Annotated in this window: 14 protein-coding genes, 6 tRNA genes and 1 other RNA gene; 13 read left to right on the forward strand and 8 right to left on the reverse strand. The window is 67.5% G+C overall.

Annotation, left to right across the window (positions count from 1 at the left end; genetic code table 11):
• The first annotated feature begins 350 nt into the window (after nucleotides 1–350).
• Nucleotides 351–1031: a C40 family peptidase gene (locus ACAD63_RS06730; RefSeq protein WP_135705522.1), complete on the forward strand. Its 681-nt coding sequence runs from the start codon at nucleotides 351–353 to the stop codon at nucleotides 1029–1031.
• A gap of 80 nt (nucleotides 1032–1111) precedes the next feature.
• Here the strand turns inward: ACAD63_RS06730 and ACAD63_RS06735 are convergent, their stop codons facing one another.
• On the reverse strand, nucleotides 1112–2041 hold the full coding sequence (locus ACAD63_RS06735; RefSeq protein WP_434033630.1) for a patatin-like phospholipase family protein: 930 nt from the start codon (nucleotides 2039–2041) through the stop codon (nucleotides 1112–1114).
• 257 nt (nucleotides 2042–2298) lie between these two features.
• Here ACAD63_RS06735 and gltX point away from each other — a divergent pair, with 257 nt between their 5' ends.
• From gltX to ACAD63_RS06770, 7 genes are all read left to right on the forward strand, one after another.
• Complete coding sequence (gltX, locus tag ACAD63_RS06740; RefSeq protein ID WP_133096121.1) at nucleotides 2299–3705, forward strand: glutamate--tRNA ligase; 1407 nt, start codon at nucleotides 2299–2301, stop codon at nucleotides 3703–3705.
• 273 nt (nucleotides 3706–3978) lie between these two features.
• Nucleotides 3979–4054 (forward strand) — tRNA-Ala (locus tag ACAD63_RS06745).
• A gap of 66 nt (nucleotides 4055–4120) precedes the next feature.
• Nucleotides 4121–4196, forward strand: a tRNA-Glu gene (locus ACAD63_RS06750).
• 68 nt (nucleotides 4197–4264) lie between these two features.
• A tRNA-Asp gene (locus ACAD63_RS06755) sits at nucleotides 4265–4341 on the forward strand.
• Nucleotides 4342–4527: 186 nt separating this feature from the next.
• Nucleotides 4528–4603: transfer RNA gene (locus ACAD63_RS06760), tRNA-Ala, on the forward strand.
• A gap of 106 nt (nucleotides 4604–4709) precedes the next feature.
• Nucleotides 4710–4785, forward strand: a tRNA-Glu gene (locus ACAD63_RS06765).
• Nucleotides 4786–4853: 68 nt separating this feature from the next.
• Nucleotides 4854–4930, forward strand: a tRNA-Asp gene (locus ACAD63_RS06770).
• 105 nt (nucleotides 4931–5035) lie between these two features.
• Here ACAD63_RS06770 and ACAD63_RS06775 read toward each other — a convergent pair.
• From ACAD63_RS06775 to trxA, 6 genes are all read right to left on the reverse strand, one after another.
• Nucleotides 5036–6391 carry an MATE family efflux transporter gene (locus tag ACAD63_RS06775; RefSeq protein WP_135705520.1) on the reverse strand — a complete coding sequence of 452 codons (1356 nt, stop codon included), beginning with the start codon at nucleotides 6389–6391 and terminating at the stop codon, nucleotides 5036–5038.
• A gap of 114 nt (nucleotides 6392–6505) precedes the next feature.
• Nucleotides 6506–8293 carry an ArnT family glycosyltransferase gene (locus ACAD63_RS06780; RefSeq protein WP_133096123.1) on the reverse strand — a complete coding sequence of 596 codons (1788 nt, stop codon included), beginning with the start codon at nucleotides 8291–8293 and terminating at the stop codon, nucleotides 6506–6508.
• Nucleotides 8294–8556: 263 nt separating this feature from the next.
• A complete protein-coding gene (locus ACAD63_RS06785) occupies nucleotides 8557–8817 on the reverse strand; it encodes a type B 50S ribosomal protein L31 (protein WP_133096124.1) in 261 nt (86 codons plus the stop codon).
• 204 nt (nucleotides 8818–9021) lie between these two features.
• Nucleotides 9022–9873: a M90 family metallopeptidase gene (locus ACAD63_RS06790; protein WP_195431966.1), complete on the reverse strand. Its 852-nt coding sequence runs from the start codon at nucleotides 9871–9873 to the stop codon at nucleotides 9022–9024.
• Between the two features lie 92 nt (nucleotides 9874–9965).
• Nucleotides 9966–11228, reverse strand: coding sequence for a transcription termination factor Rho (gene rho / locus ACAD63_RS06795; RefSeq protein ID WP_042886485.1), 1263 nt, complete (start codon nucleotides 11226–11228; stop codon nucleotides 9966–9968).
• A gap of 180 nt (nucleotides 11229–11408) precedes the next feature.
• Nucleotides 11409–11735, reverse strand: a complete 327-nt coding sequence (gene trxA, locus ACAD63_RS06800) for a thioredoxin TrxA (RefSeq protein WP_029046118.1) — start codon at nucleotides 11733–11735, stop codon at nucleotides 11409–11411.
• A gap of 458 nt (nucleotides 11736–12193) precedes the next feature.
• Here trxA and ACAD63_RS06805 point away from each other — a divergent pair, with 458 nt between their 5' ends.
• From ACAD63_RS06805 to ACAD63_RS06815, 3 genes are all read left to right on the forward strand, one after another.
• Nucleotides 12194–12466 (forward strand): hypothetical protein, encoded by a 273-nt coding sequence (locus ACAD63_RS06805; protein WP_116322035.1) that lies wholly within the window; start codon nucleotides 12194–12196, stop codon nucleotides 12464–12466.
• 174 nt (nucleotides 12467–12640) lie between these two features.
• Nucleotides 12641–15556: a PD-(D/E)XK nuclease family protein gene (locus ACAD63_RS06810; protein ID WP_135705518.1), complete on the forward strand. Its 2916-nt coding sequence runs from the start codon at nucleotides 12641–12643 to the stop codon at nucleotides 15554–15556.
• Nucleotides 15553–19176, forward strand: coding sequence for a UvrD-helicase domain-containing protein (locus tag ACAD63_RS06815; RefSeq protein ID WP_240745884.1), 3624 nt, complete (start codon nucleotides 15553–15555; stop codon nucleotides 19174–19176). The genes ACAD63_RS06810 and ACAD63_RS06815 overlap by 4 nt, the downstream gene beginning before the upstream one ends.
• Nucleotides 19177–19389: 213 nt before the next feature.
• Here ACAD63_RS06815 and ffs read toward each other — a convergent pair.
• Nucleotides 19390–19488: signal recognition particle sRNA small type (ffs, locus tag ACAD63_RS06820), an RNA gene on the reverse strand.
• 218 nt (nucleotides 19489–19706) lie between these two features.
• On the opposite strand from ffs, the gene ACAD63_RS06825 reads away from it, so the two are divergent.
• Nucleotides 19707–22190 carry an adenosylcobalamin-dependent ribonucleoside-diphosphate reductase gene (locus tag ACAD63_RS06825; protein ID WP_195431964.1) on the forward strand — a complete coding sequence of 828 codons (2484 nt, stop codon included), beginning with the start codon at nucleotides 19707–19709 and terminating at the stop codon, nucleotides 22188–22190.
• Between the two features lie 120 nt (nucleotides 22191–22310).
• Nucleotides 22311–24662: a DNA polymerase III subunit gamma/tau gene (locus tag ACAD63_RS06830; RefSeq protein WP_434033631.1), complete on the forward strand. Its 2352-nt coding sequence runs from the start codon at nucleotides 22311–22313 to the stop codon at nucleotides 24660–24662.
• The last annotated feature ends 11 nt before the right edge of the window (nucleotides 24663–24673 follow it).

The raw sequence follows: 24673 nt of genomic DNA on the forward strand, positions 1-24673 counted from the left end.
AAGATGCAAAATTCGGCCTATATCGTTGATTCGCAAGTCAAATCCGGCGAATTTGTAACGAACTTTGACATGTGAATGACAACCCTTTACCATCCGGCGAGTACTACTTTCGGGGGTGGTGTGTCCGACGCATTGAATCGCGCAGTGCACGTTGACGGTGCGATTGTCGGCGCGGTTTATCGGCGCGGTTTCGGCGCGGTCGTGACGCAATAGCGTCATCTCTGCCTGGCGCGGATGTTGCGTTACGTCCTCCCCGTAGTACCGGCGTGGTGCACACGCTGTACACAGATACCCAGCAGCCCCGGACCTTGTGCCGGGGCTTGCTTTGGAAACGTTCAACGGGAGAACCAATGCAGCGATCGGTGCTTCATTCCCTGGCGCGCGCCGCCGTCGGAATTGCCATTGCCTGCGGTGCGACTGTGTCGAATGGAGTGCTGGCGGACACGGTGTTCAAGGACGCCGACGCCCGTATCGATGCCACGGCCCCGGCCGCGGACTCGCATGCGGAAGGCAAGCGTGGCTTGCTGTCGTCGATGGTGAATTCCACCAGCAACGTTGCCAGCAAGGCTGGCGACCTGGTCATGAACGCGCTGGGCCTGATCGGCGTGCGTTACCGCTTCGGCGGCAACAGCCCCGAATCCGGCCTCGACTGCAGCGGCTTTGTCCGCTACGTGTTCCATGACACCTTCGGCTTCATGCTGCCGCGCCGCTCTGTCGAAATCAGCCGTGTCGGCACCAACGTGGCGACCAGCGACCTGCGTCCGGGCGACCTGGTGTTCTTCAACACCATGCGCCAGACCTTCTCGCACGTCGGCATCTATATCGGCGACAACAAATTCGTGCACGCCCCCTCGACGGGCAGCAAGATCCGTGTCGACGACATGCGCGCCGCGTACTGGGTGACGCGCTACAACGGCGCGCGCCGTATCGAGGACGATGGCAACAGCCGCAGCGAAAGCCTCGGCGACATGGTCGAGACGCTCAAGCGCTACGATCCCAAGGCCGTACGGGCCACCATGTACGGCGGCTGAGCTTCAACGCAACGCCACAAAGGAAAGGGACTGCCGCGGCAGTCCTTTTTGTTTTCCGCGTCGGGCGCCGCTATGCGTCGCTATTGCGCCGCCACCGTGCCGGCCGGCTGTAGCCGCGCCTGCTCCAGCTTGTGCCGCAGCGTGGCCATCACCGCGGCGGTCGCCTGTTCGCCCGCCAGCACCGCGCGGTTGCGGGCGTTGAAGTCGCTGCCGCTCATGTCGGGCAGTTCGGGGCGGATCACCACGTCGGCGCGCGACAGCGCCATCTTGTTGATCGACTGGCCCATGATCGCGGTGGTCTGCAGCAGTACGCCGCTCTGGCCGGCGTTCTTCTGTGCCGACGGGTCGGCGGAGATATTCACCGCGATGACGAAGTCGGCGCCCATGGCGCGCGCCGAGTCGACCGGCAGCGGCTCGACCAGGCCGCCGTCGACGTAGTCATGTCCCTGGATCGACACCGGCTGGAATACGCCCGGCACGCTGCTCGACGCACGCACGGCCTGTCCGGTATTGCCGCGGCGGAACAGGATCTTTTCGCCGGTCTTCAGGTCGGTGGCGACGATGCCCAGCGGCAGCTTCATTGCCTCGATCGGCCGGTTCAGCACCTGTCGGTTGACGTAGTTCTGCAGCGCCTCGCCCTTGAGCCAGCCGCCGAAGCGGGTGCCGAAGGGCAGGGCCCAGTCGGCGATCGACGCCTCGTCCATGGTCAGCGCCAGCTTGTTCAGCCTGAAGCCGTCCAGGCCGCTCGCATACAGCGCGGCCACGACCGCGCCGGCGCTGGTGCCGGTCACCAGGTCGGCATGGATCCCCTGTGCCTCGAGCGCCTTGATCACGCCGATATGGGCAAAGCCGCGCGCGGCGCCGCCGCCAAGCGCCAGGCCGATCTTGACCGGACGCGGAGTGGGTGGGACGGCGGGCGTGGTCGCTACCGGCGGCGCAGTGCGCGGGCCGAAGGCGCAGCCCGCCAGCAGGGCGGCCGCGGAGAGGCCGAGGAAATGACGTCGTTGCATGAAGCGGGATCAGTAAATCGGGGGTGGCCGGGACTGCTGTGGCATGTGATGTCAACGCTGCTTTATGCGTCTTGCGCCGGCATGCCTGTCGACCGGCACGATCTCAGACCGGCGCAAGCATAAATGATTCCGCGCACGATTCCGCGCACGCCCGGCGCCATGCGGAGGGCGGCAGGAACGTGCTTGTATAATGCAAAGCCTGCACACACCAGCCCGCGCGCCGCTGCGCGCGGGCTTTCTTGTTTCTGCCCCTGACCATGACCCAACGCGTCCGCACCCGCTTTGCGCCGAGCCCGACCGGCTTTATCCACCTCGGCAATATCCGCTCCGCGCTCTATCCCTGGGCCTTCGCCCGCCGCATGAAGGGCGACTTCATCCTGCGCATCGAAGACACCGACGTCGAGCGTTCGTCGCAGGAAGCGGTCGACGTGATCCTGGAAAGCATGGCCTGGCTGGACATGGACATCGACGAAGGCCCGTTCTACCAGATGCAGCGCATGGACCGCTATCGGGAGGTCGTGGCGCAGATGGTCGACGCCGGCCTGGCCTACCGCTGCTACATGAGCACCGCGGAACTCGACGCACTGCGCGAAGCGCAGCGCGAGCGCGGCGAGAAGCCGCGCTACAACGGCTTCTGGCGTCCGGAAGAGGGCAAGGTCCTGCCCGAGCCGCCGGCCGGCGTGGATCCGGTGATCCGCTTCAGGAACCCGATCGGCGGCAGCGTGGTGTGGGACGACGCGGTCAAGGGCCGCATAGAGATCTCCAACGACGAGCTCGATGACCTGGTGATCGCGCGCCCGGACGGCACACCCACGTACAACTTCTGCGTGGTGGTGGACGACCTCGACATGAAGATCACGCACGTGATCCGCGGCGACGACCACGTCAACAATACCCCGCGCCAGATCAACATCATCCGCGCGCTCGGCGGCACCGCGCCGGTCTACGCGCACCTGCCGACCGTGCTGAACGAGCAGGGCGAGAAGATGAGCAAGCGCCACGGCGCCATGGCCGTGACCGGCTACCGCGACGAAGGCTATCTGCCCGAAGCCGTGCTGAACTACCTGGCCCGCCTGGGCTGGGCCCACGGCGACGCCGAGATCTTCTCGCGCGAGCAGTTCATCGAATGGTTCGACCTGGAGCACCTGGGCAAATCGCCGGCGCAGTACAACCCGGAAAAACTGGCCTGGCTGAACAACCACTACATCAAGGTCGGCGACAACCAGCGCCTGGCAGGGCTCACGCAGCCGTTCATTGAAGCGCTCGGCGGCAAGGTGGAAGGCGCCGACCTGGTCGGCGTGGTGGCCCTGGTGAAGGACCGCGCCAACACGCTGAAGGAAGTCGCACAGGCCGCGCTGCTGTTCTATCGCGGCGAGCCGCAGGCGGATGCCGCGCTCAAGGCCGAGCACCTGACGCCGGAGATCCAGCCCGCGCTGGCCGCGCTGTCCAGCCAGCTGGGCGCGCTGCCTGAGTGGAAGCGCGAGGCCATCAGCGCGACCTTCAAGGTAGTGCTGGCCGAGTTCGGCCTGAAGATGCCCAAGCTGGCCATGCCGGTGCGCCTGCTGGTGGCGGGCCAGCTGCAAACGCCGAGCATTGACGCGGTGCTCGAACTGTTCGGCCGCGACACGGTGCTGCGCCGTCTGGGCGCCGGTATCGCCGCGTAAAAAATCTCGCAAAAATCCGCGCCTGGGGCTTGCGCTCCGGGCCGGAGTTGCGCATAATCTCGTTCTCCCTGCAGCGCGGTCCCTGACCAAGCGGGCTGACGGATCCGCAAGGATCTACGCGGTCTCCACGCTTTTTAGAAAGCAAGGAGAAAAGCGAAAAAGTTAAATAGGGAGCTTGCAAAGATTAGTAGTTGATATATAATCTTGGCTTCGCTTGAAACGGTAGTTAAATCCAGCGAAAATAACGCAAGTTGCAGTAAATGGCAGTACCATGGGGCTATAGCTCAGCTGGGAGAGCGCTTGCATGGCATGCAAGAGGTCAGCGGTTCGATCCCGCTTAGCTCCACCAAGATTTAGGTGGCATCCAGTCAGTATCGGGTGGCGCCAGACGGAACGTGTTGAAAGACAAGTTTCTGTCCCCTTCGTCTAGAGGCCTAGGACATCACCCTTTCACGGTGAGTACAGGGGTTCGAATCCCCTAGGGGACGCCAAAATAGCAGGGCGTAATCAAACGCCCAGCGCGTCGCCAAGAGCTTTGCTCGAGGTGGCAGCCGACTAAGGAGTGGTAGTTCAGTCGGTTAGAATACCGGCCTGTCACGCCGGGGGTCGCGGGTTCGAGTCCCGTCCACTCCGCCAAAACTAAACCCGCATGGTTAATGCCATGCGGGTTTTTCTTTTAGTGTGAGGGATTATGTTGATAATCGCCGCGGCAACAGTAAAAAATGTTGCAATCGTTGCGGAAATCGATATATAATCCTGACTTCGCTGCAAATACAGCAGTTTGTGAAAGCCGCGAAAGCAGTATCAGGCAGTTACCCGTATGGGGCTATAGCTCAGCTGGGAGAGCGCTTGCATGGCATGCAAGAGGTCAGCGGTTCGATCCCGCTTAGCTCCACCAAGGATTCGGGAGGCGTCAAAAAAGATGCTTCCCAGGCGCGAAAAAGTCTGTTAGAATGGCAGACTTTCCAGCGCAAGACAGAAAACGCGTTGTAAAACAAGTTTCTGTCCCCTTCGTCTAGAGGCCTAGGACATCACCCTTTCACGGTGAGTACAGGGGTTCGAATCCCCTAGGGGACGCCAAAATAGCAGGGCGTAATCAAACGTCCAGCGCGTCGCCAAGAGCTTTGCTCGAGGTGGCAGCCGACTAAGGAGTGGTAGTTCAGTCGGTTAGAATACCGGCCTGTCACGCCGGGGGTCGCGGGTTCGAGTCCCGTCCACTCCGCCAAATTAAACGCCCGCGCAAGCGGGCGTTTTTCTTTTCAGCTCCAGGATTTTCACCCACATCGGTAGAGTGGCGCGCCTGCGGCAAGCGCAGTGCTTAGCGCCGGGCTCAGTGCTTCACGTCGGCGCTGCTTACCCGCGCGAAATACCGCACCAGCAATCCGCCGGCAATGGCAAGGCTTATGCTGTTGGCCAGCCAGAACCCGCTGGCCCCGTGCGTGAACGCCGGCAGGCCTTCAATCAGTCCGAACCCGAGCACATAGCCGCCACCCAGCCCGATGCCCCACAGCGATCCCGCATAGATCAGCGTCGGAATCACCGCGATCTTGTAGGCGCGCAGGATAAACGCCGTCAGCACCTGCACGGCATCGAACGCCTGGTAGAAGGCCACGAACAGCACCAGCGGCAGCGCGGCCGCCACCACGGCGGGGTCGCTCGCATAGGCGTGCAGGATCGGTTCGCGCAGCAGCCACAGCAGCGCGCCGGTCAGCATGGCCAGTGCCACGGCTGCGCGGATGCCGCGCCAGGCAATGCGGCTTGCGCCGGCGAGATCGCGTGCGCCGATATGCTGAGCGACCAGTGTCGAGGTGGCGATGCCCAGCGACAGCGGCAGCATGTAGGCAACGGCGCCCAGGTTGGCGATGATCTGGTGCCCCGCCAGCGTGACCGTGCCCAGCCGCGTGATAAAGATCGACATCAGCGTGAACGAGGTGATCTCGATCAGGTAGGTCAGCCCCATCGGCACGCCCAGGCGCAGCAGCGCGCGCAACGGCGCGGTTGCCGGCCAGCTCCATGTCGCAAAGATCCGCAGCGGCTGGTAGGCGGCGCCATAGCGCAGGACCAGCAGCGCGGCGATGCACCATGCCCAGCTGATCAGCGTCGAGGCCAGCCCGCAGCCGGCCCCGCCCATGGCGGTCACGCCCAGGCCGCCGTGGATAAACCAGGCGTTGAGCGGAACCTTCAGCGCCAGGCCGCCGACCTGCAGCACCGTGACCATGATCGGCCGCGACATCGCATTGTTGAGCGCCGAATAGATGCGGAAGCCGAGCGCCGCGGGCAGCCCGAACGCGGCGAAATGCAGGTAGGCGGTGGCCTTGTCGACCAGTTCGGGCGGCGCCTTGGCAAAGGCCAGCAGCGGCGCCGGGAAGGCCAGCAGCAGCACGCCGGGGAGCGCCAGCGCGGCGCCGAGCCACGCGGCCTGCCGCACCTCCGAACCAATCGCCTCAAGGCGGCCGGCGCCATAGAGCTGGCCGGCGACGGGCGCCAGCGCCTGCAGCACGCCCATCAGGCTGATATAGACGGTAACGTAGATCGAACCGCCCAGGCCGACGGCGGCGAGGTCGGTGGCGGAGGCGCGGCCGGCCATCACGGTGTCGATGACACCAAAGGCGATCACTGCCAGCTGCCCGGCCAGTACCGGGGCCGCCAGGCTGAAGATGCGGCGAAGGTCTTGGAGCAGGGTCATTCAGGCCTCAGGGGCAATGTCAGGGGCGTTGACCGGGCACGATGCCCGCAGCCGCCTGCGGCCGGAATGGATCGATGGCGCTGCGGTGCGCTGCGGAGGCTCGTGCCGGTGGGGTCAGGGCTGCCGCGGCAGGCGGCGGCGCGGCAGGTCGGGGCGCGGGTGCACCGCGCGCGCGGTATCGACCAGCCGGTACATGCGGAAGCGCTCGTCGCGGTCCGCGGGGCGGCGGCCTTCCCAGATCAGCCGCCATTCGAAATGCGAGATATTGCCGGGCTCGCCATAGTCCACCGCATCGTGGCGCAGCAGCACGTCGCAACCGTCGCTTGGGCCGCCAAAGCGGATATGGCCGAAGTAGGCGAACGACGCGAGCTGCGCGTCGCCCATGCGGATCGGCTGCACGCACCGGTATGCGGGCGGCAGCGCCATCGCGGCGGCCTGGGCCACGTCACGATAGGTCTTGCCGTAGTTGATCGACGGCAGCCACAGCGTCATCGCCATCACCCACATCAGCGTGGTGCCGGCGGCCGAGATCACCACCGGGCGCCAGATCTGCTTGGGCGCGCGCGACAGGCGCCAGCGCACGATCAGCACCCAGGCAATGGTGGCCGCCAGCGCGATCAGCACCGCGGTGATCGTGAACTCATGCTGGTAGCCGGGCAGCTGGCGGAACACATTGCGCGCTACGCGCGGCGGCCAGCCGGTGGTCTTTGCGATCCACATGAACCAGACCGTGCCGCCGAAGATGGTGAAGAACAGCAGCGCGAACCAGTCGATCGCGTTGATCACGCCGCGCGCCAGCGTGGGCAGTGCGAAGGCTGCCAGCACCGCCATCGGCGGCAGCAGCAGGATGAACTGCACGTCGCCGCCGCTGCGTTGCAGAAACAGCAGCACCACGACAGGCAGCAGCACCGCCAGCGGCATGGCCACATGGGCGGCGCGGCGCATTCCAGCCCAGGCAACCCATGCCCATGCCGCGATCGGCCAGACCGGCCACGTGTACAGGAACAGGTTGCGCATGTTGAAGCCGAACGTCTGCATGTTCGGCGAACCATAGTTGCGCCGGTCGTAGCGCGCCCATTCGCGGATAAAGGTGACAGCCTCGGTGCGGTCCGTCGCGCCGAAATAAGTCGAAGCCAGCCAGGCCGCGACGATCAGCAACGCCAGCGGAATGCCGATGGCGGCGAGCCGCTGCCACGGCAAGGGCTTGCACACCAGCGCGCAGACGACGGTGCCGAACAGCAGCGCCAGCGGCAGGATGGGGCCGCTGGCCAGCGCCAGGCCGCCAAGCGCGGCGCCATAGACCAGGCTGCCCATCAGCGGCTTGTCGAGGCTGCGCACCAGCGCGTACAGCGCCAGCGCGATAAAGGCCACCTGGCCGACCTGCGGCGTGGTCTCGTGCCCGCGCATGGCCAGGCCGACGCAGGCCAGGAAGATCAGCAGTGCGCCATCGGCCAGCGTGCGGCCATAGTCGCGCGCATTGGGCTGGCCGCCGAACGCATAGGCGAACGGCTGGACCTCGTCGCGCCGGCCCAGCAGGTAAGTGCTGTACCAGATGCAGGCGCAGGTCGAGAAGAAGAACAGGGCGGTGGCAAGGCGCGCGGCGTCGGTGGGTCCCAGCCAGCCGCCGAAGCCGCGGATCATCAGCGCGCCGATCCAGAACACCAGCGGGCCGTCCTCCGTAAACGGCCGGCCGACGATATTCGGCATCAGCCAGTCATGCAGGCCGCCGGTGGCCAATTGCCACATCACGCCGAAGCCGGCGGCGTCCTCGTTCTTCCACGGATCGCGGCCGAACAGGCCGACCAGGCCGTAGATGATGCAGATCGCCAGCAGCAGGGCGCGCGGCAGGGCGCCGGTCGCGGCAGCGGTCAACTGGACGGGTGAGGTATTGGCTTGACGCATCGATGCTCAGGTCGGGCCGTGGCGCAATGGCGCGAAGGCCACAGTATCGCGCATGCGGCGGCCGCGAGGGCCGTGACATGCCGTAGAAGCCTCACGCGGGTGAGGGATTCCGGTGGATACAACAGTGCCGGCGCCGCTCGGCCGGTGGCACGCAAACGGCGGGCACAAAAGAAAAGAGGCAGCCGATGCTGCCTCTTTGCTGGTTCGCGCCGGCCTGGAGCATCTGTCCGCAGGCCGCGCGAAGCGGGGTTCGCCGAAAGCGATTACTTCGCGACCTTGCCCAGCTTGCTGCCGAACTTCTGGCGGAACTTCTCGACGCGGCCGGCCGTGTCCATGATCTTCTGGGTGCCGGTGTAGAACGGGTGCGATTCCGACGAGACTTCGATCTTGGCCAGCGGGTATTCCTTGCCGTCCTTCACGATCGTGTCCTTGGTCTGGATGGTCGAGCGGGTGATGAAGCTGAAGTCGCTGGACATGTCCTGGAACACGACTTCGCGGTAATTCGGGTGAATGCCTTCTTTCATGATGAGTCCTTTCTGGTTGGGTAGCCAGTCCGTTGCGATCCGCGCTTTACTGCTGAATTCACCGCTGAAAACACGACGCGTCGACGAACGAACCACTTGCCGGTAACGGGCAAACCGGGATTATGGCAGAAAAACAATAACTTGGGGAAGGGGAACAGGTATATCGCGCGCCGTCTGCCTGCAAGGCTTGATATGCCTTTTTACTCACATCGCAGCGGGGTGCTGGCGGTAAAAAGAGGCGAGCGACTGGTAGACAACCGGCCAATGGCGAGCCAGCCCGCCCGGCTCAACAAAAAATGCCTCGGAGGTCACTGCAAAGAATTCGCTGGGTGCCTCGCCACCGTACGGGTCGATGACGCGCAGCGCCGGCGGCAGCCGTTCGGGATGCTCCCAATCCGATTCCTTGCGTGCCTCCCATGCCTCGGCAAAGCGGTCGTATTCGGTGAGGAAAGTGTCCGCCCACGCTTCCGCATCGATATCCGGATGCAGCACGCGCGAGAAGGGCGGCACGCCGTCCGGCTCGCCGTCGAGCATGTCCAGCTTGTGGGCAAATTCATGGATGACCACGTTGTAGGTGTCTGCCGGCAGCTCGTGTTCGCTGTCGATGCCGGCGCCCGGCGTATGCACGTCCGGCCAGGACAGGATCACGGGGCCATGCTCCCAGGCTTCGCCGCTGGCTTCCTCCACCACGCCGTGCACCAGGCCGATCTCGTCCTGCACGGTCCGGCGGATGATGAATTCACCGGGATACAGCACGATGCCATGCCAGCCGCGGTACCACGCCAGCCCCAGCTTCAGTATCGGCACGCACGCTTGCACGGCGACGCTGACGACCATGTCGTCGTCCAGCGGCAGCTCGTGCGCGGTGGAGTATTCCTTCTCCGCAATGAATAGCGTGGCCAGCTCGCGCAGCGCGGCCAGATCTTCGCTTCCATAGCGTTGCACGAACGGCAGCGCGGCGACGGTGCGTTCCCACAGGTCGTCGGGGATCGCGTAGTGCTCCAGCTTGCGGGCCCTGGAGCGGGTGCGCAGGAATGCAGTCAGTTTGCCGAGCATAGGAAACCCATCGGGCAACAAAAAAGGCGTGCCGTGGCACGCCTTCTTGTTCATCTTGCGGCGCGTCCGTAAGCGGTACGCCGCACCGAGGCTTAGCCGCCTCTGCGCATCATATCGAAAAACTCCGCGTTGTTCTTCGTGGCCTTCATCTTGTCCATGATGAATTCCATGGCCTGCACTTCGTCCATGTCGGAGATGAACTTGCGCAGCACCCAGATCTTCTGCAGGATTTCCGGCTTGATCAGCAGTTCTTCGCGGCGCGTGCCGGACTTGTTCAGGTTGATCGACGGGTAGACCCGCTTTTCGGCCAGGCGGCGTTCCAGGTGCACTTCCATGTTGCCGGTGCCCTTGAACTCTTCATAGATCACGTCGTCCATGCGGCTGCCGGTTTCGATCAGCGCGGTGGCGATGATGGTCAGCGAACCGCCTTCTTCCAGGTTGCGCGCGGCGCCGAAGAAGCGCTTCGGACGCTGCAGCGCGTTGGCGTCGACACCGCCGGTCAGCACCTTGCCCGAGGCCGGCACCACCGTGTTGTAGGCACGCGCCAGGCGGGTGATCGAGTCCAGCAGGATCACCACGTCGCGCTTCAGCTCGACCAGGCGCTTGGCCTTCTCGATCACCATTTCGGCGACCTGCACGTGGCGGATGGCCGGTTCGTCGAAGGTGGACGCTACCACTTCGCCGCGCACCGAACGCTGCATCTCGGTCACTTCTTCCGGACGCTCATCGATCAGCAGCACGAACAGGTCGGCTTCCGGATGATTGTTGGCGATCGCGTGTGCAATGTGCTGCAGCATCACGGTCTTGCCGGACTTGGGCGAGGCCACCAGCAGCGCGCGCTGGCCGCGGCCGATCGGCGCGATCATGTCGATGATGCGGCCGGTGATGTTCTCTTCCGCCTTGATGTCGCGTTCGAGCGTGAGCGGCCGATTCGGATGCAGCGGCGTCAGGTTCTCGAACATGATGCGGTTCTTGACCGCTTCGGGAGGCTGCCCGTTGACCTTGTCCACCTTCACCAGCGCAAAGTAGCGCTCGCCGTCCTTGGGCGTGCGCACTTCACCTTCGATCGAGTCGCCGGTATGCAGGTTGAAGCGGCGGATCTGCGACGGGCTGATGTAGATATCGTCCGTGCTGGCCAGGTACGAAGTCTCCGGCGAGCGCAGGAAGCCGAAGCCGTCCGGCAGAACTTCCAGCGTGCCGTCTCCGAAGATGGTTTCGCCCATCTTGGCGCGCTTCTTCAGGATCGCAAACATCAGTTCCTGTTTGCGCATCCGCTGTGCGTTGTCGATCTCGAGCGTTGCCGCCATTTCGAGAAGCGCAGACACGTGAAGCGATTTGAGTTCTGTCAGGTGCATAGACGAGGGGTACAGATTTGCCCGGACGGGCGAGACTGAAAGAGAAGGGGGAAAAATGAGCGAACGCTCGGGGAGTTGTTGGTGGCATCTTAGCACAATCCGACCGGTGCGCCAGGGTGTGGCGCACGCACGTCGGATCGTGACAAAACCGGAGCGGCTGGTCTGGCTCCGGTGCGCAGCTTACAGGTTGCCGTCGAGGAAGGCAGTCAGTTGCGACTTGGACAGCGCGCCGACCTTCTGGGCCGCGACCGCGCCGTTCTTGAACAGGATCAGCGTCGGGATGCCGCGGATGCCGAACTTGGCCGGGACCTGCTGGTTTTCATCGACATTGATCTTGGCGACCTGCAGCTTGTCGCCATAGTCCTTGGCGACTTCGTCCAGGATCGGGGCGATCATCTTGCAGGGGCCGCACCATTCGGCCCAGAAATCGAGCAGGACGGGCTTGTCGGACTGGAGGACGTCGGCGTCGAAGGAGGCGTCGCTCACATACTTGATTTGTTCGCTCATGGCGGAAAACCTCTGGTTTCGCTCTGTTTATGTTGAAGGCCGGGAAACTGGGTAGGGCAGAACCGTAACCTTACACGAGATTGCGCGGACCCGCCGGGGACGCCATTGCCGCCTGCCGGCTGGCTCTGGCGGCCGTAGCCGCGCCCGTTGCTGCCGATATGTTACCAGTTTGCCGATTTTCAAGACCGGCACCGGTGTGGGGCTGAAAACCCGCCGGCAACGGTAATGATTCTGCTGCAATCGGGTGATTAGTAGAAATGCTTATTTTCAATGGCGCCAAGAGATTCAGCCAATCGGGGTGGGTGCCATGGCGTGCACATGGGGGCGCGGCGCAGTGCCGGATCCGCGTTGCGTGCGCGTAGAATAGAAAGCGGGCCGCGCGCCGGCCGGCCGATCCTCACGAACCCTGCTCTCCCCAGAAGGCCATCGACAAGGCGGCCATCGACAAGGTCATCGATATGAACACCGATCCCCGCAAGCCTACCCAGCCCGAGTCCGGCCAGGCGCCGGACGTGGACCACCTGAGCGATGCGCTGGACCATATCAGCAGCGCGGTCGAGACCAACAGCATTGCCAGCGGCGCCGCCAAGGGCCTGGTCTACAGCATCATCGAGACGCTGGGTACCCTGGTGGGCGACCCGGACCTGCCCGAGCATGCGCGCTCCGGCTACGAGGGCCTGCTCGAGACCGCGCGCGAGATCCGCGCCAGGCTGGAGGGCGGCACGCACTGAGCGGCCCGCCCGCGCGCAAGCCGCTCCGCCCACCGGGGCCCTTCCATGAATCGCCGCCGGCCGTGCTGGCCGGCGGCGTGCGGTATTCTCTTTGCCCCCTGACGCCCTGACGCCTGACTTCTTCCCCGACCGATGCAGTTACCGCAGCCACGCCGCGCTGCGGCTCAAGAGCCCATGACGTCGCTGAGTTTTCGCCCTGGCCCTGATTTCCTCGAGCAGGCGGCCACTGCTGCCTGGTTTTTCCTGGACCGCTGCGGCGCGCCCGAAGCCGGCGCACACGTAGTGGTGCCGACCGCCGCGCAGATTCCTGGCGTGCGCGAGGCGCTCGATGCCGCCGCGCGTGCGGCCGGACGGCCGCGCCTGTTGCCGCGCGTGCTGACGCTGGGCCACTGGCTGCTGGACCTGCCGCCCGACGGCACGCCGTTACGCAGCCATGCGGCGCGGCTGTTGGCGGTGCAACAGGCCGTGCGCGGGCAAGAATGGCTGCGCCGCGCCTTCGGCGCGCAGAACGAGACCGCGGCGTGGGGCCTGTCGCAAACGCTGCTTGCGATTTGCGACGAGCTGAATGCGCGCTGGCTCGAGGACGCCGCCATCCGCGATGACGACGACATTGACGGCGACGACCGCGCCGCGTTGCTGCAGGGCGCGCTGGAACGCACCTACTCGCACCTGTCCGAACGCTTCCTCGGCGAAGAGGCGCGCATCGTGCTGGCGTTCTGGCAGGCGCTGTCGGGGCCCGACGATCCGCTGCCGGCGCGGCGCCGCGCGCTGCGCGAACTGTCGCAGCAGCTGCGCGGCCCGGTGGTGTGGATCGCGCCGACGCCCCCTACGCCGCTCGAAGCCGCGTTCCTGCGCGATGCCGCCGAACTGGTGCCGGTACTGCAGGTCGGGTACGACTGGGCGGGGCAGGGAGATGTGGACTCCGATGCGGACGCCGCCGACTGGTACCAGACGCTGCTGTCGCTGTGGCCCGAAGCACGGATTGCCGAAGATGGAGACGTCACTGCGCCGCCCGCCATGCCGGCACTGCCCGAACAACGCCCGGCCATCCGCGTGATCGGCAGCGCGCGCTTCGAGGACGAAGCCGCGGCCGCAGCGGCGCAGCTGGTGCAATGGCTCAACGAAGGCCGCCGCCAGGTTGCGCTGGTGGCCCATGACCGCGTGGTGGCGCGGCGCGCGCGGGCGCTGCTGGCGCGTGCCGGCGCACCGGTGCGCGACGAGACCGGCTGGAAGCTGTCGACCACACGCGCGGCCGCCGCGCTGATGCGCTGGTTCGACCTGCTGGTGCGCGACGGCGATACCGCGGCGCTGCTCGACCTGTTGAAAAGCCCGTTCTGCCTGCCCGATTTCGCCGAGCGCGGCGCGGCCATCGCGCTGCTGGAGCGCCAGGTGCGGCGCGAGGGCATCACCGGCGGCTGGCCGCGCCTTCGGCAATTGTTCGGCAGCGTACCGACCAGCGCGCCCGAGCCTGGCAGCTACGAGGACGAACAGGCGGACGAACAGGCGGACGAGGCAGCCCAGGCGCCGCGTCGCGCCGCACGTGCATTGGTCGCCGTGTTGGCCGACGAGGCGGCACGCTGGCCGCGCGGCCTTGCGCAGCATCCGCTGGCAACGTGGCTGGAGCGGCTCGACGGCATGCTCGACGGCCTTGGCATGCGCGCCGCGCTGGCCGCCGACGATGCCGGCAGCCAGCTGCTCGACGCACTGGCCCGGCTGCAGGAGCTGCCGCACGATGAAACCGGCGGCCACGCCACGCTGTCGCAGGGCGAGTTCCGCGCCATGTTGTCGGCGCTGCTCGAATCGGTCGCATACAAGGAGCCTTCGGCAAGCGGCCCGGCGCGCATCACCATCCTGCCGCTGAACGGCGCGCGCATGCGCCGTTTCGAGGGCGTGGTGATCGTAGGTTGCGACGATGCGCAATTGCCGTCGAGCGCGGCCGAGCTGATGTTCTTCTCCAACCAGATGCGCCGCGAGCTGGACCTCGAAGACCGCGAGGCGCGCTTCGCCCAGCAGGCGCGCGACCTGGCGGAGGTGCTGCTGAACAACGCCGACGTGGTGATGACCTGGCAGCGCTTCGGCGGCCGCGGCGAACCGCATCACGTGTCGGGCTGGATCGAGCGGCTGGCGGCATGCTGCGCACGCAGCGGCGTCGTCATCGACGGCAACGCCGTGCCGCAGGCCCATGAAACCTTCGCCGAACCGCAAGGCATGCCCGCGCCGTCCGCGTTGCCGGAGCTGGTGCCGCAGCGCTGGAGCGCGCAGGCCTACAACATGCTGCGCCGCTGCCCGTACCAGTTCTTCGCCGGCCGCATGCTCGGCCTCGCCGGGCTCGAGACCGTCAGCGACGAACTGGAAAAGCGCGAGATCGGCGAGCACCTGCACCGCGTGCTGCTGCGCTACCACAAGGACCTGCACGCGCGCCGCGAGCGCGGCGAAACGCTGCCGCAAGACCAGCGCCTGGCGCGGCTGCGCGAGATTTCGGACGATGTGTTCGGCGCGCTGATGGCCGAGGACGGCAATGCCATTGCCTATTACCGGCGCTGGTGCGAGGTGCTGTCGTCGTATGTCGCCTGGCAGTCGGCGCGCGAGGCCGAGGGCTGGTTCTGGCGCGGCGGCGAGCTCGATGCCGGCATCGACCTGCCCATGCCCGACGGCCAGCCCTTGCGGCTGACCGGACGCATCGACCGGCTCGACCAGGGGCCGGACGGCGCGCATGCGGTGCTCGACTACAAGACGCAGAGTGCCACGCGGCTCAAGCGCAAGCTGGCCGAGGTCGAGGAAGACTGCCAGCTGCCGTTCTACGGGCTGTTGCGCGCCGATGCGGTGGACGGCAGCTGGGTGTCGCTTGAAGGCGCGAAGGAAAGCGCGCGCGACACCTCGGCGGCAGCGCAACGCGAGGTCGGGCTGCCCGACTTCCAGGCCGCCGTCACCTGGCTCGAACGGCAGATGCGCCATGACGTGATGCGGCTGCGGCAGGGGGCTAAGCTTCCAGCATTTGGCGATGCCTCGGCCTGCGTGTATTGCACCGCCCGCGGCCTGTGCCGCAAGGGCTTCTGGGAATCCACCGCCGTGCCGGTGCTGAAAACATGATGGTCCACGATCCGCTCAATACCCAGGTCCAGCCTTACCAGCGCGACGGCCATCCCGTGTCGGAGGCCGAGTTCACCCGCGCGGCCTGCGATCCTGCGCGCTCCGTCGTGGTCGAGGCCTGCGCCGGCAGCGGCAAGACCTGGCTGCTGGTGGCGCGCCTGGTGCGCCTGCTGCTGGCCGGCGCCGCGCCGCACGAGATCCTCGCGATCACCTTCACGCGCAAGGCTGCCGAAGAAATGCGCGACCGCCTGCTGGAAGTGCTGGCGCAACTGTCGCGCGATCCCGACGACGACGTCATCGCCGCGCTGGTGCAGCGCGGCCTGAGCCCGGAGGCCGCCCGTGAGGCGCTGCCGCGCGCGCGCCGCTTGCACGCGCAGGTGCTGGCCGCGCCCGGGCGCATGGCCATCGATACCTTCCACGGCTGGTTCGGCACGCTGCTGCGCGGCGCGCCGCTGGCGTCGGGCATCGTGCCCGGCGCGTCGCTGCGCGAAGATGCGTTGCGCATGAAGCGTGAAGCGTGGGCGCCGGTCTGGCGCGCGCTGGCCACGCCGCAATACGAAGACCTGCGCGCCGCATGGGAAACGCTGGTCGACACCGTGGGGGACTTCCAGGCGCGCGCGCTGCTCGACGCCATGTTCCACGCCCGCAGCGAATGGTGGGCGATGCAGGAGGGCGGCAGCCCGCTGCAGGCGCTGTCCGACTGCCTTGGTGAAGACGCCCAGGGCGACGTGCTGCTGCAGGCGCTGGCCGACGAAGGCTGGCGCGATGCCTGCGAGACGCTGGCACTGCGCCTGGGCGGCGGCGGCAAGACCGAGCAGACCCATGCCACGCGCATCACCGACGCGCTGATGGCCATTACTGCCTGGCGCGAAGCCGGCGCGGCGCCGGGCAAGGCCGCCGAACGCGTGTTCGCACAATTGCGCGCGGCGTTCTTCACCACCACGGGCGAGCCGCGCTCGCTGCGCCGGACCAACGCCCTCGTCAAGGCCGCGGGAGGCGAGGGCATGGTCGATACGCTGCTCGACCAGCATGCTTCCATCTGCGCGATGCTCGACGAGATCAGCGCCCGCTGCTGCGAGGCCGCGGTGCTCGCCATCAACCAGGCGCTGTTCTGCATCGGCGACGCGTTGCTGACGCGCTACCAGCAGCACAAGCAGGAACAGCGCGCGATGGACTTCGCCGACCTCGAATGGCAGGCCGCGCAGCTGATGTCCGACGAAGAGACCGCGACCTACCTGCAGGTGCGGCTCGATGCGCGCTACCGCCACCTGCTGCTCGACGAATTCCAGGACACCAACCCGCTGCAGTGGCGCATCCTGCAGGGCTGGCTGGCTGGCTACGCAGGCCTGGGCGAGCGCCCGACGGTGTTCCTTGTGGGCGATCCCAAGCAGTCGATCTACCGCTTCCGCCGCGCCGACGCGCGCCTGTTCGGCGCTGCCGGCGAGATGCTGCGCGACGCGTTCGGGGCGACGGTGCTGCGCACCAACCGCACCCGGCGCAATCGCGCCGAGGTGCTGGAGTGGGTCAATGCCGTGTTCGACGCGGCGCGCGCGGAAGGGCGCTACCCGCTGTACGAGACGCAGACCTCGGCGCTGGCCGAAGGCGGCGGTCCGGTGTGGCTGCTGCCGCTGGTAGAGGCCGAAGAGAAAGCCGAAGGCAAGGCGGGCGACAGCGAAGCGAGCGAGACGGAAGCGCAGGCCGGCGACGGCGCCATGCACCGCGACACGCTGCTGCAGCCGCGCCGGCAGGCCGGCGATTCGCTGCGCCTGGAGGAAGGCCGGCGTGTGGCCGCGTGGCTGCGCCATGTGCGCGACACCGTGCCGGTCCACGAGAACGGCGCCACGCGCCCCGCCCGCTGGAGCGACATGCACCTGCTGGTGCGCCGCAAGACCCATCTCGCCGACTACGAGCGCGCGCTGCGCGAGGGAGGCATCCCATGCCTGAGCCCGCGCCGCGGCGGCCTGCTGGCCACGCTGGAAGCGCTGGACCTGTCGGCCTTGCTGGCCTTCCTGATGACACCGGAGTCCGATCTCGATCTCGCCCATGTGCTCAAGAGCCCGCTGGTCGGCGCGACCGACGATGACCTGCTGGCCCTGGCGCAGCTGGAAGGCGAGGGCGGCTGGTGGGCGCGCATCGAAGCCAGCGGCCTGCCCGGGCACGTCTCGGACGCATTGCGCGAAGGCGTGCCGCGGCTGCGCCAGTGGCTGCGCGTCGCGCCGCACCAGCCGGTGCACGACCTGATCGACCAGATCTTCCACGGCGGCGAAGTCCGGCGCCGTTATGCCGAAGCCGCGCCGCCGGATATCCGCGAGCAGGTGCTGGCCAATCTTGATGCCTTCCTGAAGCTGTCGCTGGATCTGGACGGCGGCCGTTACCCGAGCCTGCCCAAGTTCATCGACGAGCTGCAGGAGATCCGCCGTGGCGACGAGGGCGAGAGCCCCGACGAAGGCGGCATGGGCGACAACGCCGAAGACGTCGAACCGGCGGAGGACGATGCCGCCTTTGCCGGCCTCGACGCAGTTCACATCCTGACCGTGCATGCGGCCAAGGGCCTGGAGGCGCCGTTCGTGGTGCTTCTCGATGCCAACCACAGCGATCCCGCCGCGGACAAGGGCGGGATCCTGGTCGACTGGCCGCCGTCGTCGCCGGTGCCGCGGCATTTCTCGGCGTATGGCAAGCGCAGCGAACGCGGACTGGCGCGCGCGCCGATGTTCGAGGCCGAGGCTGCGCTGGGCGAGCGGGAGAATTGGAACCTGCTCTACGTCGCCATGACGCGGGCGCAGCAGGGCCTGCTGGTCAGCGGCGTGAAGGGCCGCGCCAGTCGCGCCGCCGCCGGCGAGAACAACGCGGAAATCGCCGGCAGCTGGTACGTGTGGCTGCAGGGCGCGGGCGTGGGCGAGATGTTGCCCGCGTACCCAGGGCAACCGGAACAAGCGGGCGACAGCGAGGCGCCAGTACTGGCACGCCTGAGCGAGCCGGTGCGCTTCACCGACTTCCGCCTGCGCTACCGCGACGCCGGGGCGCTGCCATCGTTCGAGGACGACGCGCGGGCCGAGGAGGGTCCGTCGGCAGACGACGGCATCGTCTTCAACGCCGCGGCAGCCCGCCACGGCGAACTGGTGCACGCCCTGCTGGAGCGGCTGACGCGCTATCCGGAAGCCTTTGCCGGCATTCCGGACATCGACACGGTGCTGCGCTGGTTCCCGCTCACCGGCGCGCATACCGTCGAGGCACGGCAAGCGTGGCGCGAGCAGGTAGATGAAGCGCTCGCGGCGGTGCGCGCGATGCTGGGCGCGCCGGCGCTGGCGCCACTGCTGTCGTCGGACGAGGCCGGCAGCGCGCGCAATGAAGTCGAGCTGTATGACGCGCGCGGCCGGCTGCTGCGCATCGACCGGCTGGTCGAGTTCGACGACCGCGTCGTCATCGTCGACTACAAGCTGAGGCTGCTGCCGCAGGAGCACGCCGCCTATCGCGCGCAGCTGGGGCGCTACGTGGCGGCGGTCGCGCCGCTGTTCCCGGGCAAGCGCATCGAGGCCGGCGTGGCCACTGCCGACGGCCAGTGGATTCCCGCCGAGCGGCTGGCGCCGCCGATGCTGACGCAGCAGGGTTCGCTATTCTGAGTGGCGATCGCGCCGGACAGCTTCCGCAAATCGGCGCAGAATGGGCCGTGGGTGCGCCGGGTCCGGCGCGCGCCAGATGGCATGCTGTACTAAAGTGACAGGGACGGCGCTGCAGGCGGCGTGCGCATGTCGATGCGGAAACGATGCGGAAAGCTGTTCGCGTAAGCGTGGGGTGAAGCGGTGGAAGGGTGAAGCAGGAGGGATAGCGGGGAGGTGGACGAGCCTGACCCTCGGCACTGGTGGAAAACGGCTGTGGCTGCTTCGTTCCCGACCTGACCAGGTTGACCGCGCCACCATGCGAGGAGGCCCGTCCGAGCGGCATTGTAACCTAGTCCGAGGCATCGCGTCGAATTGCCTTGTCCGCCATGGGTCATTGCATGCGGCAAGGCGCCGGCTTGATCTGGCGCAGGCAGTGCAGGCCGCGCTGGCCCGACCATGACAGGCCGCCGCATTGCAGCGGCGCGGCGCGCCGGCGATGCGCGTCCCGGATCCACCGATTCACCCAACCTCGGAGCGTGGTGAGCCCAGACATGAACGCAAACGACCAGATCATTCACGGTGCCATGGCGCCGCAGGAAATCTCCACCGAAGTCCTGATCGAAAAATACGCCAAAGGCGAAGAAGGCAGCATTGCCGACGTCAGGCAGCGTGTGGCGCTGGCGCTGGCCCAGGCCGAGCCGGAGGACCAGCGCGAGGCCTGGAGCGCGCGCTTCCTGTGGGCGCAGGAAAACGGCTTCGTGCCCGCCGGGCGCATCAATTCCGCCGCCGGCACCGGTATCCAGGCCACGCTGATCAACTGCTTTGTGCAACCGGTGGGCGACTCGGTGTCGGAAGCGCGCGACGGCCGGCCCAGCATCTACACCGCGGTGGCGCAGGCGGCCGAAACCATGCGCCGCGGCGGCGGCGTCGGCTATGACTTCTCGGCGATCCGGCCGGCGGGCGCGCTGGTGCGTGCGACGCATTCGCGCGCGTCGGGGCCGGTGTCGTTCATGAAGGTATTCGATGCCTCGTGCGCGACGGTGGAATCCGCCGGCGCGCGCCGCGGCGCGCAGATGGGCGTGCTGCGCTGCGACCATCCCGATATCGAGAGCTTCATCCACGCCAAGGACAAGGGCGACCTCACCAACTTCAATATCTCGATCGGCGTCACCGACGAATTCATGCGCGCGGTGCAGGCCGACGGCGAGGTCGAGCTGATCCATGAAGCCGAGCCCGGCGCCGACATGATCGCCGCCGGCGCCTATCGCCGCGACGACGACCAGTGGGTGTACCGCCGCCTGCCGGCACGGCAGCTGTGGGATCAGGTGATGCAGGCCACCTACGACCACGCCGAGCCTGGCATCCTGTTCCTGTCGCGCATCAATGCCGACAACAATCTCTATTACTGCGAGCGCATCGAGGCCACCAATCCCTGCGCCGAGCAGCCGCTGCCGCCGTATGGCTGCTGCTGCCTGGGTTCTATCAACCTGACGCGTTTCGTGCGCCAGCCGTTCTCGCCGCAGGCTGAATTCGACTTCGATGCCTTTGCCGAAGTGGTGCGCGTGGCCACGCGCATGCTCGACAACGTGCTCGACGTGACCTTCTGGCCGTTGCCCGAGCAGCAGGCCGAGGCCCACGCCAAGCGCCGCGTCGGCCTGGGTTTCCTGGGGCTGGGCAGCGCGCTGGTGATGCTGGGCCTGCGCTACGACACCGAGCCGGCGCGGCAACTGGCGGCGCGCATTGCCGAGCGCATGCGCGACGAGGCCTACCTGGCCTCGACCGAACTGGCGGCGCTGAAGGGCGCCTTCCCGCTGCTGGATGTCGACGCCTACCTGCAGAGCGGCTTCGCCAGCCGGCTGCCGCAGGCCGTGCGCGATGCCATTGCGCGCAACGGCCTGCGCAATTCGCACCTGCTGTCGATCGCGCCGACCGGCACGATCACGCTTGCCTTTGCCGACAATGCCTCCAACGGCATCGAGCCGGCCTTCTCCTGGACCTACAACCGCCGCAAGCGGATGCCGGACAACAGCTACCGCTCGTTCGAGGTGGCGGACCACGCCTGGCGCCTCTACCGTCACATGGGCGCCGACATGGCGCAGCTGCCGGACAGCTTTGTCACGGCGCTGCAGATGTCGGCGCTGGACCATATGCGCATGCTGGAAGCGGTGCAGCCGTATATCGACACCAGCATCAGCAAGACCGTCAACGTGCCGGAGGACTATCCGTACGAGGCCTTCCGCCACCTGTACCTGGAGGCCTGGCAGGCGGGGCTGAAGGGGCTGGCGACCTATCGCCCCAATCCGGTGCTTGGCGCGGTGCTGTCGGTCGACGCCCCGGCGGCAGCGCCTGCTGCGGTGGCCGACGACAACCCGCTGGTGCGCCCGTTCAACAGCCGGCCGGTCGGCGACCTGGAGGGCGTGACCTCCAAGGTCGAATACCTGACCTACGAAGGCCACAAGACCGTCTACCTGACCGTCAATTTCATGCGCGTGGCGGGCGTCGCCGACGGCAGGCCCGTGGCCATCGAGCGGCCGGTGGAGTTCTTCATGCCGGCGGGGCAGCGCAGCGAGGGCCAGCAGTGGATCACCTCGACCATGCGGCTGCTGTCGATGGTGGCGCGCTCGGGCGGCTCGGTCGCCAAGGCGCTGGCCGACATGCGCAACGTGGTGTGGGACAAGGGCACCGTGCGCTATGGCTCGCTGGTGCGGCAGGACGGCACCGAGGTGCCGCGTTTCCATGACTCGGAGGTGGCGGCGCTCGGCTATGCGCTGCAGCGCATCCTGATCAAGCGCGGCTTCCTTGATGCGGAAGGCGGGCAGGTGCCGGTGGCGGCGCTGGCAGCCCGCCTGGCGCAGCGCGAGGCGGGCGGGGCGGCGGCCGCGGAGGCCGGGATCGCGGTCCAGGCCGGCGCCGGCGTGGCCACTCCCGGCGTGGGCACCGGCAAGCCTTGCCCGGAGTGTGGCGCGCACGCCCTGCACAAGGTCGACGGCTGTGCGAAATGCGCCAATTGCGGCTACGTGGGCGAATGCGGCTGAGGCCGTCCCGCGCCTGAAACCCGCCAGCGGCGCGGCGCCGCTGGCAGGCCTGCGCTCCAGGCCGCAAACTCCGGCCCCGCCGCGGGTTGCGGGCGGTCGCCATTTGCTACAATCGCCGCCATGAGTTATCAAGTTCTAGCGCGCAAATGGCGCCCCAGGGATTTCACCACGCTGGTCGGCCAGGAGCACGTGGTCCGCGCGCTCACGCACGCGCTGGAACAGCAGCGGCTGCACCACGCCTACCTGTTCACCGGCACGCGCGGGGTCGGCAAGACCACGCTCTCGCGGATCCTGGCCAAGGCCCTGAATTGCACCGGCGCTGACGGTAACGGCGGCATCACCGCCCAGCCATGCGGGGTGTGCAAGGCCTGCACCGAGATCGACAGCGGCCGCTTCGTCGACTACATCGAGATGGACGCCGCCTCCAACCGCGGCGTCGACGAGATGGCGCAGCTGCTCGACAAGGCGGTCTACGCGCCGGGCACCGGGCGCTTCAAGGTCTACATGATCGACGAAGTGCACATGCTCACCAACCACGCCTTCAACGCCATGCTGAAGACGCTGGAAGAGCCGCCCGGGCACGTCAAGTTCATCCTCGCCACCACCGATCCGCAGAAGATCCCGGTCACGGTGCTGTCGCGCTGCCTGCAGTTCAACCTCAAGCAGATGCCGCCAGGGCATATCGTCTCGCACCTGGACCATATCCTGGCGCAGGAAGGCATTGCCCATGACGGCAACGCGCTGCGGCTGCTGGCGCAGGCCGCGCACGGCTCGATGCGAGATGCGCTGTCGCTGACCGACCAGGCCATCGCCTACAGCGCGGGACAGGTCTCCGAGGAAGCAGTGCGCGGCATGCTGGGCGCGATCGACCAGGGTTTCCTGGTGCAGCTGCTCGATGCGCTCGCCGCCGAAGATGGTGCCGCCATGCTGGGCATCGCCGATGCCATGGCCGACCGCAGCCTGTCGTTTGCCGGCGCGCTGCAGGACCTGGCTTCGCTGCTGCACAAGGTGGCGCTGGCGCAGGCCGTGCCGGCTTCGGTGCAGGAGGAATGGCCGGAGGCGGACGATGTGCGCCGCCTCGCCGGCGTGTTCGACGCGCAGGAGGTGCAGCTCTTCTACCAGATTGCCAACCTCGGCCGCAATGAGCTGGCGCTGGCGCCGGACGAGTACGCCGGCTTCACCATGACGCTGCTGCGCATGCTGGCGTTCCGGCCCTCGGCGTCGCCGGAGCCGACGCCCCCGACCGTGGCGCAAGGGCAGGGCGGCGGCGCCGCGCCGTCGCGGCCGCGCAGTGCGGCGCTGGCGGCCGATCCGGCCACGCCCCGGCATGCCGCCGTGGCGGCAGCACCGGCTGCACCTTCCGCTGCACCTTCCGCTGTAGCGGCGCCGATGCCCGTGGCGGCAAAGCCGGCGGCGCCGGCGCCCGTATCCGAACCGGTGGCCGAGCCCGTTGCAACCACCGCACCGGCTGCGCCCGCCGCACCCGCGCGCCCAGCGCCGGATGCTGCCATGTCGCCGGCCCGTGCCGCGCTGGCGGCCGCCCGTGCCGCATCCGCGCGCGGTGGCGCGCGCAATGCCCCGCCGCCTGCCGCGCCCGCCGCCGCAGCGGCTCCCGCGCAGCGTCCGCCGGCACAGCCCTTGCGCGCGCCCGGTGCATCTGCCGTCAGCCGTCCCGCCGCGGCGCCTGCGCGGCCGGCACCGCAGGCACCGGCACAGCGCGCTGTGCCGCAGCCATCGGCCGCGCCCGCCAGGCCAGGTCCGGCCGCTCGCCAGCCCGAACCCGAATCGGTGCCGCCGTGGGAGATGTCCGGCGGCAGCGATGTGCCGCCATGGGAAGACCTGCCGCCGGACTTGCCGGTGATCGGCCCCTATGACAGCGACCCCGGTTTCCGTGCGGACGAGCGAGACAACGGCTTCAGCGACAACGGTTTCAGCGAGCGGCCGGCCCGCGTCAATCCACGCAGCGGCGCCACCAGCGCGCCCGTACGCGAAGCCGAACCTGTGCGTGAGGCCGCTGCGCCCGCGGCACCGGCCGAGGGTGCCAAGTACGTCGCCCCGCGCCCGCCCGCGCCGGCCGAAGACGGCTCGCCGCCGGTCTTCGCCGGCGACTGGCCGGTGCTGGCTGCCGGCCTGCCGCTCAAGGGCCTGGCGCAACAGCTGGCGTACCAGAGCGAACTGACGCAGGTGGTCGGCAAGACCTTCAACCTGCGCATCCCGGTGGCCGCCCTCGGCGAGAACGGCGTCGCCGAACGCCTGCAGCAAGTTCTGTGCGACCACTTCGGCCAGCCCGTGCGCGTGCTGTGCGAAGTCGGCGCGGTCGCGGTCACCGCCGCGGCGGCCGATGCCCAGGCCCGTGCCGAGCGCCAGCGCGAAGCCGAGGCCGCGATCGAGGCCGATCCGTTTGTGCAAGGGCTGCTGCGCGACTTTGGCGGCCAGATCGTGCCGGGCTCGATCCAGCCGCGCGCGGCCTGACAGCCCCAGTC

It is taken from the genome of Cupriavidus sp. a3, assembly GCF_051015765.1.
In the GTDB taxonomy this organism is placed as follows: Bacteria; Pseudomonadota; Gammaproteobacteria; order Burkholderiales; family Burkholderiaceae; genus Cupriavidus; species Cupriavidus oxalaticus_A.

Bases quoted from the DNA above. Each gene is read 5' to 3' on its own strand.
- ACAD63_RS06790 (WP_195431966.1), bottom strand. From the start codon at position 9,873: ATGCTCGGCAAACTGACTGCATTCCTGCGCACCCGCTCCAGGGCCCGC.
- ACAD63_RS06805 (WP_116322035.1), top strand. From the start codon at position 12,194: ATGAACACCGATCCCCGCAAGCCTACCCAGCCCGAGTCCGGCCAGGCG.
- ACAD63_RS06780 (WP_133096123.1), bottom strand. From the start codon at position 8,293: ATGCGTCAAGCCAATACCTCACCCGTCCAGTTGACCGCTGCCGCGACC.
- ACAD63_RS06785 (WP_133096124.1), bottom strand. From the start codon at position 8,817: ATGAAAGAAGGCATTCACCCGAATTACCGCGAAGTCGTGTTCCAGGAC.
- ACAD63_RS06815 (WP_240745884.1), top strand. From the start codon at position 15,553: ATGATGGTCCACGATCCGCTCAATACCCAGGTCCAGCCTTACCAGCGC.
- rho (WP_042886485.1), bottom strand. From the start codon at position 11,228: ATGCACCTGACAGAACTCAAATCGCTTCACGTGTCTGCGCTTCTCGAA.
- ACAD63_RS06775 (WP_135705520.1), bottom strand. From the start codon at position 6,391: ATGACCCTGCTCCAAGACCTTCGCCGCATCTTCAGCCTGGCGGCCCCG.
- ACAD63_RS06810 (WP_135705518.1), top strand. From the start codon at position 12,641: ATGACGTCGCTGAGTTTTCGCCCTGGCCCTGATTTCCTCGAGCAGGCG.
- gltX (WP_133096121.1), top strand. From the start codon at position 2,299: ATGACCCAACGCGTCCGCACCCGCTTTGCGCCGAGCCCGACCGGCTTT.
- ACAD63_RS06825 (WP_195431964.1), top strand. From the start codon at position 19,707: ATGAACGCAAACGACCAGATCATTCACGGTGCCATGGCGCCGCAGGAA.
- ACAD63_RS06730 (WP_135705522.1), top strand. From the start codon at position 351: ATGCAGCGATCGGTGCTTCATTCCCTGGCGCGCGCCGCCGTCGGAATT.
- trxA (WP_029046118.1), bottom strand. From the start codon at position 11,735: ATGAGCGAACAAATCAAGTATGTGAGCGACGCCTCCTTCGACGCCGAC.
- ACAD63_RS06735 (WP_434033630.1), bottom strand. From the start codon at position 2,041: ATGCAACGACGTCATTTCCTCGGCCTCTCCGCGGCCGCCCTGCTGGCG.
- ACAD63_RS06830 (WP_434033631.1), top strand. From the start codon at position 22,311: ATGAGTTATCAAGTTCTAGCGCGCAAATGGCGCCCCAGGGATTTCACC.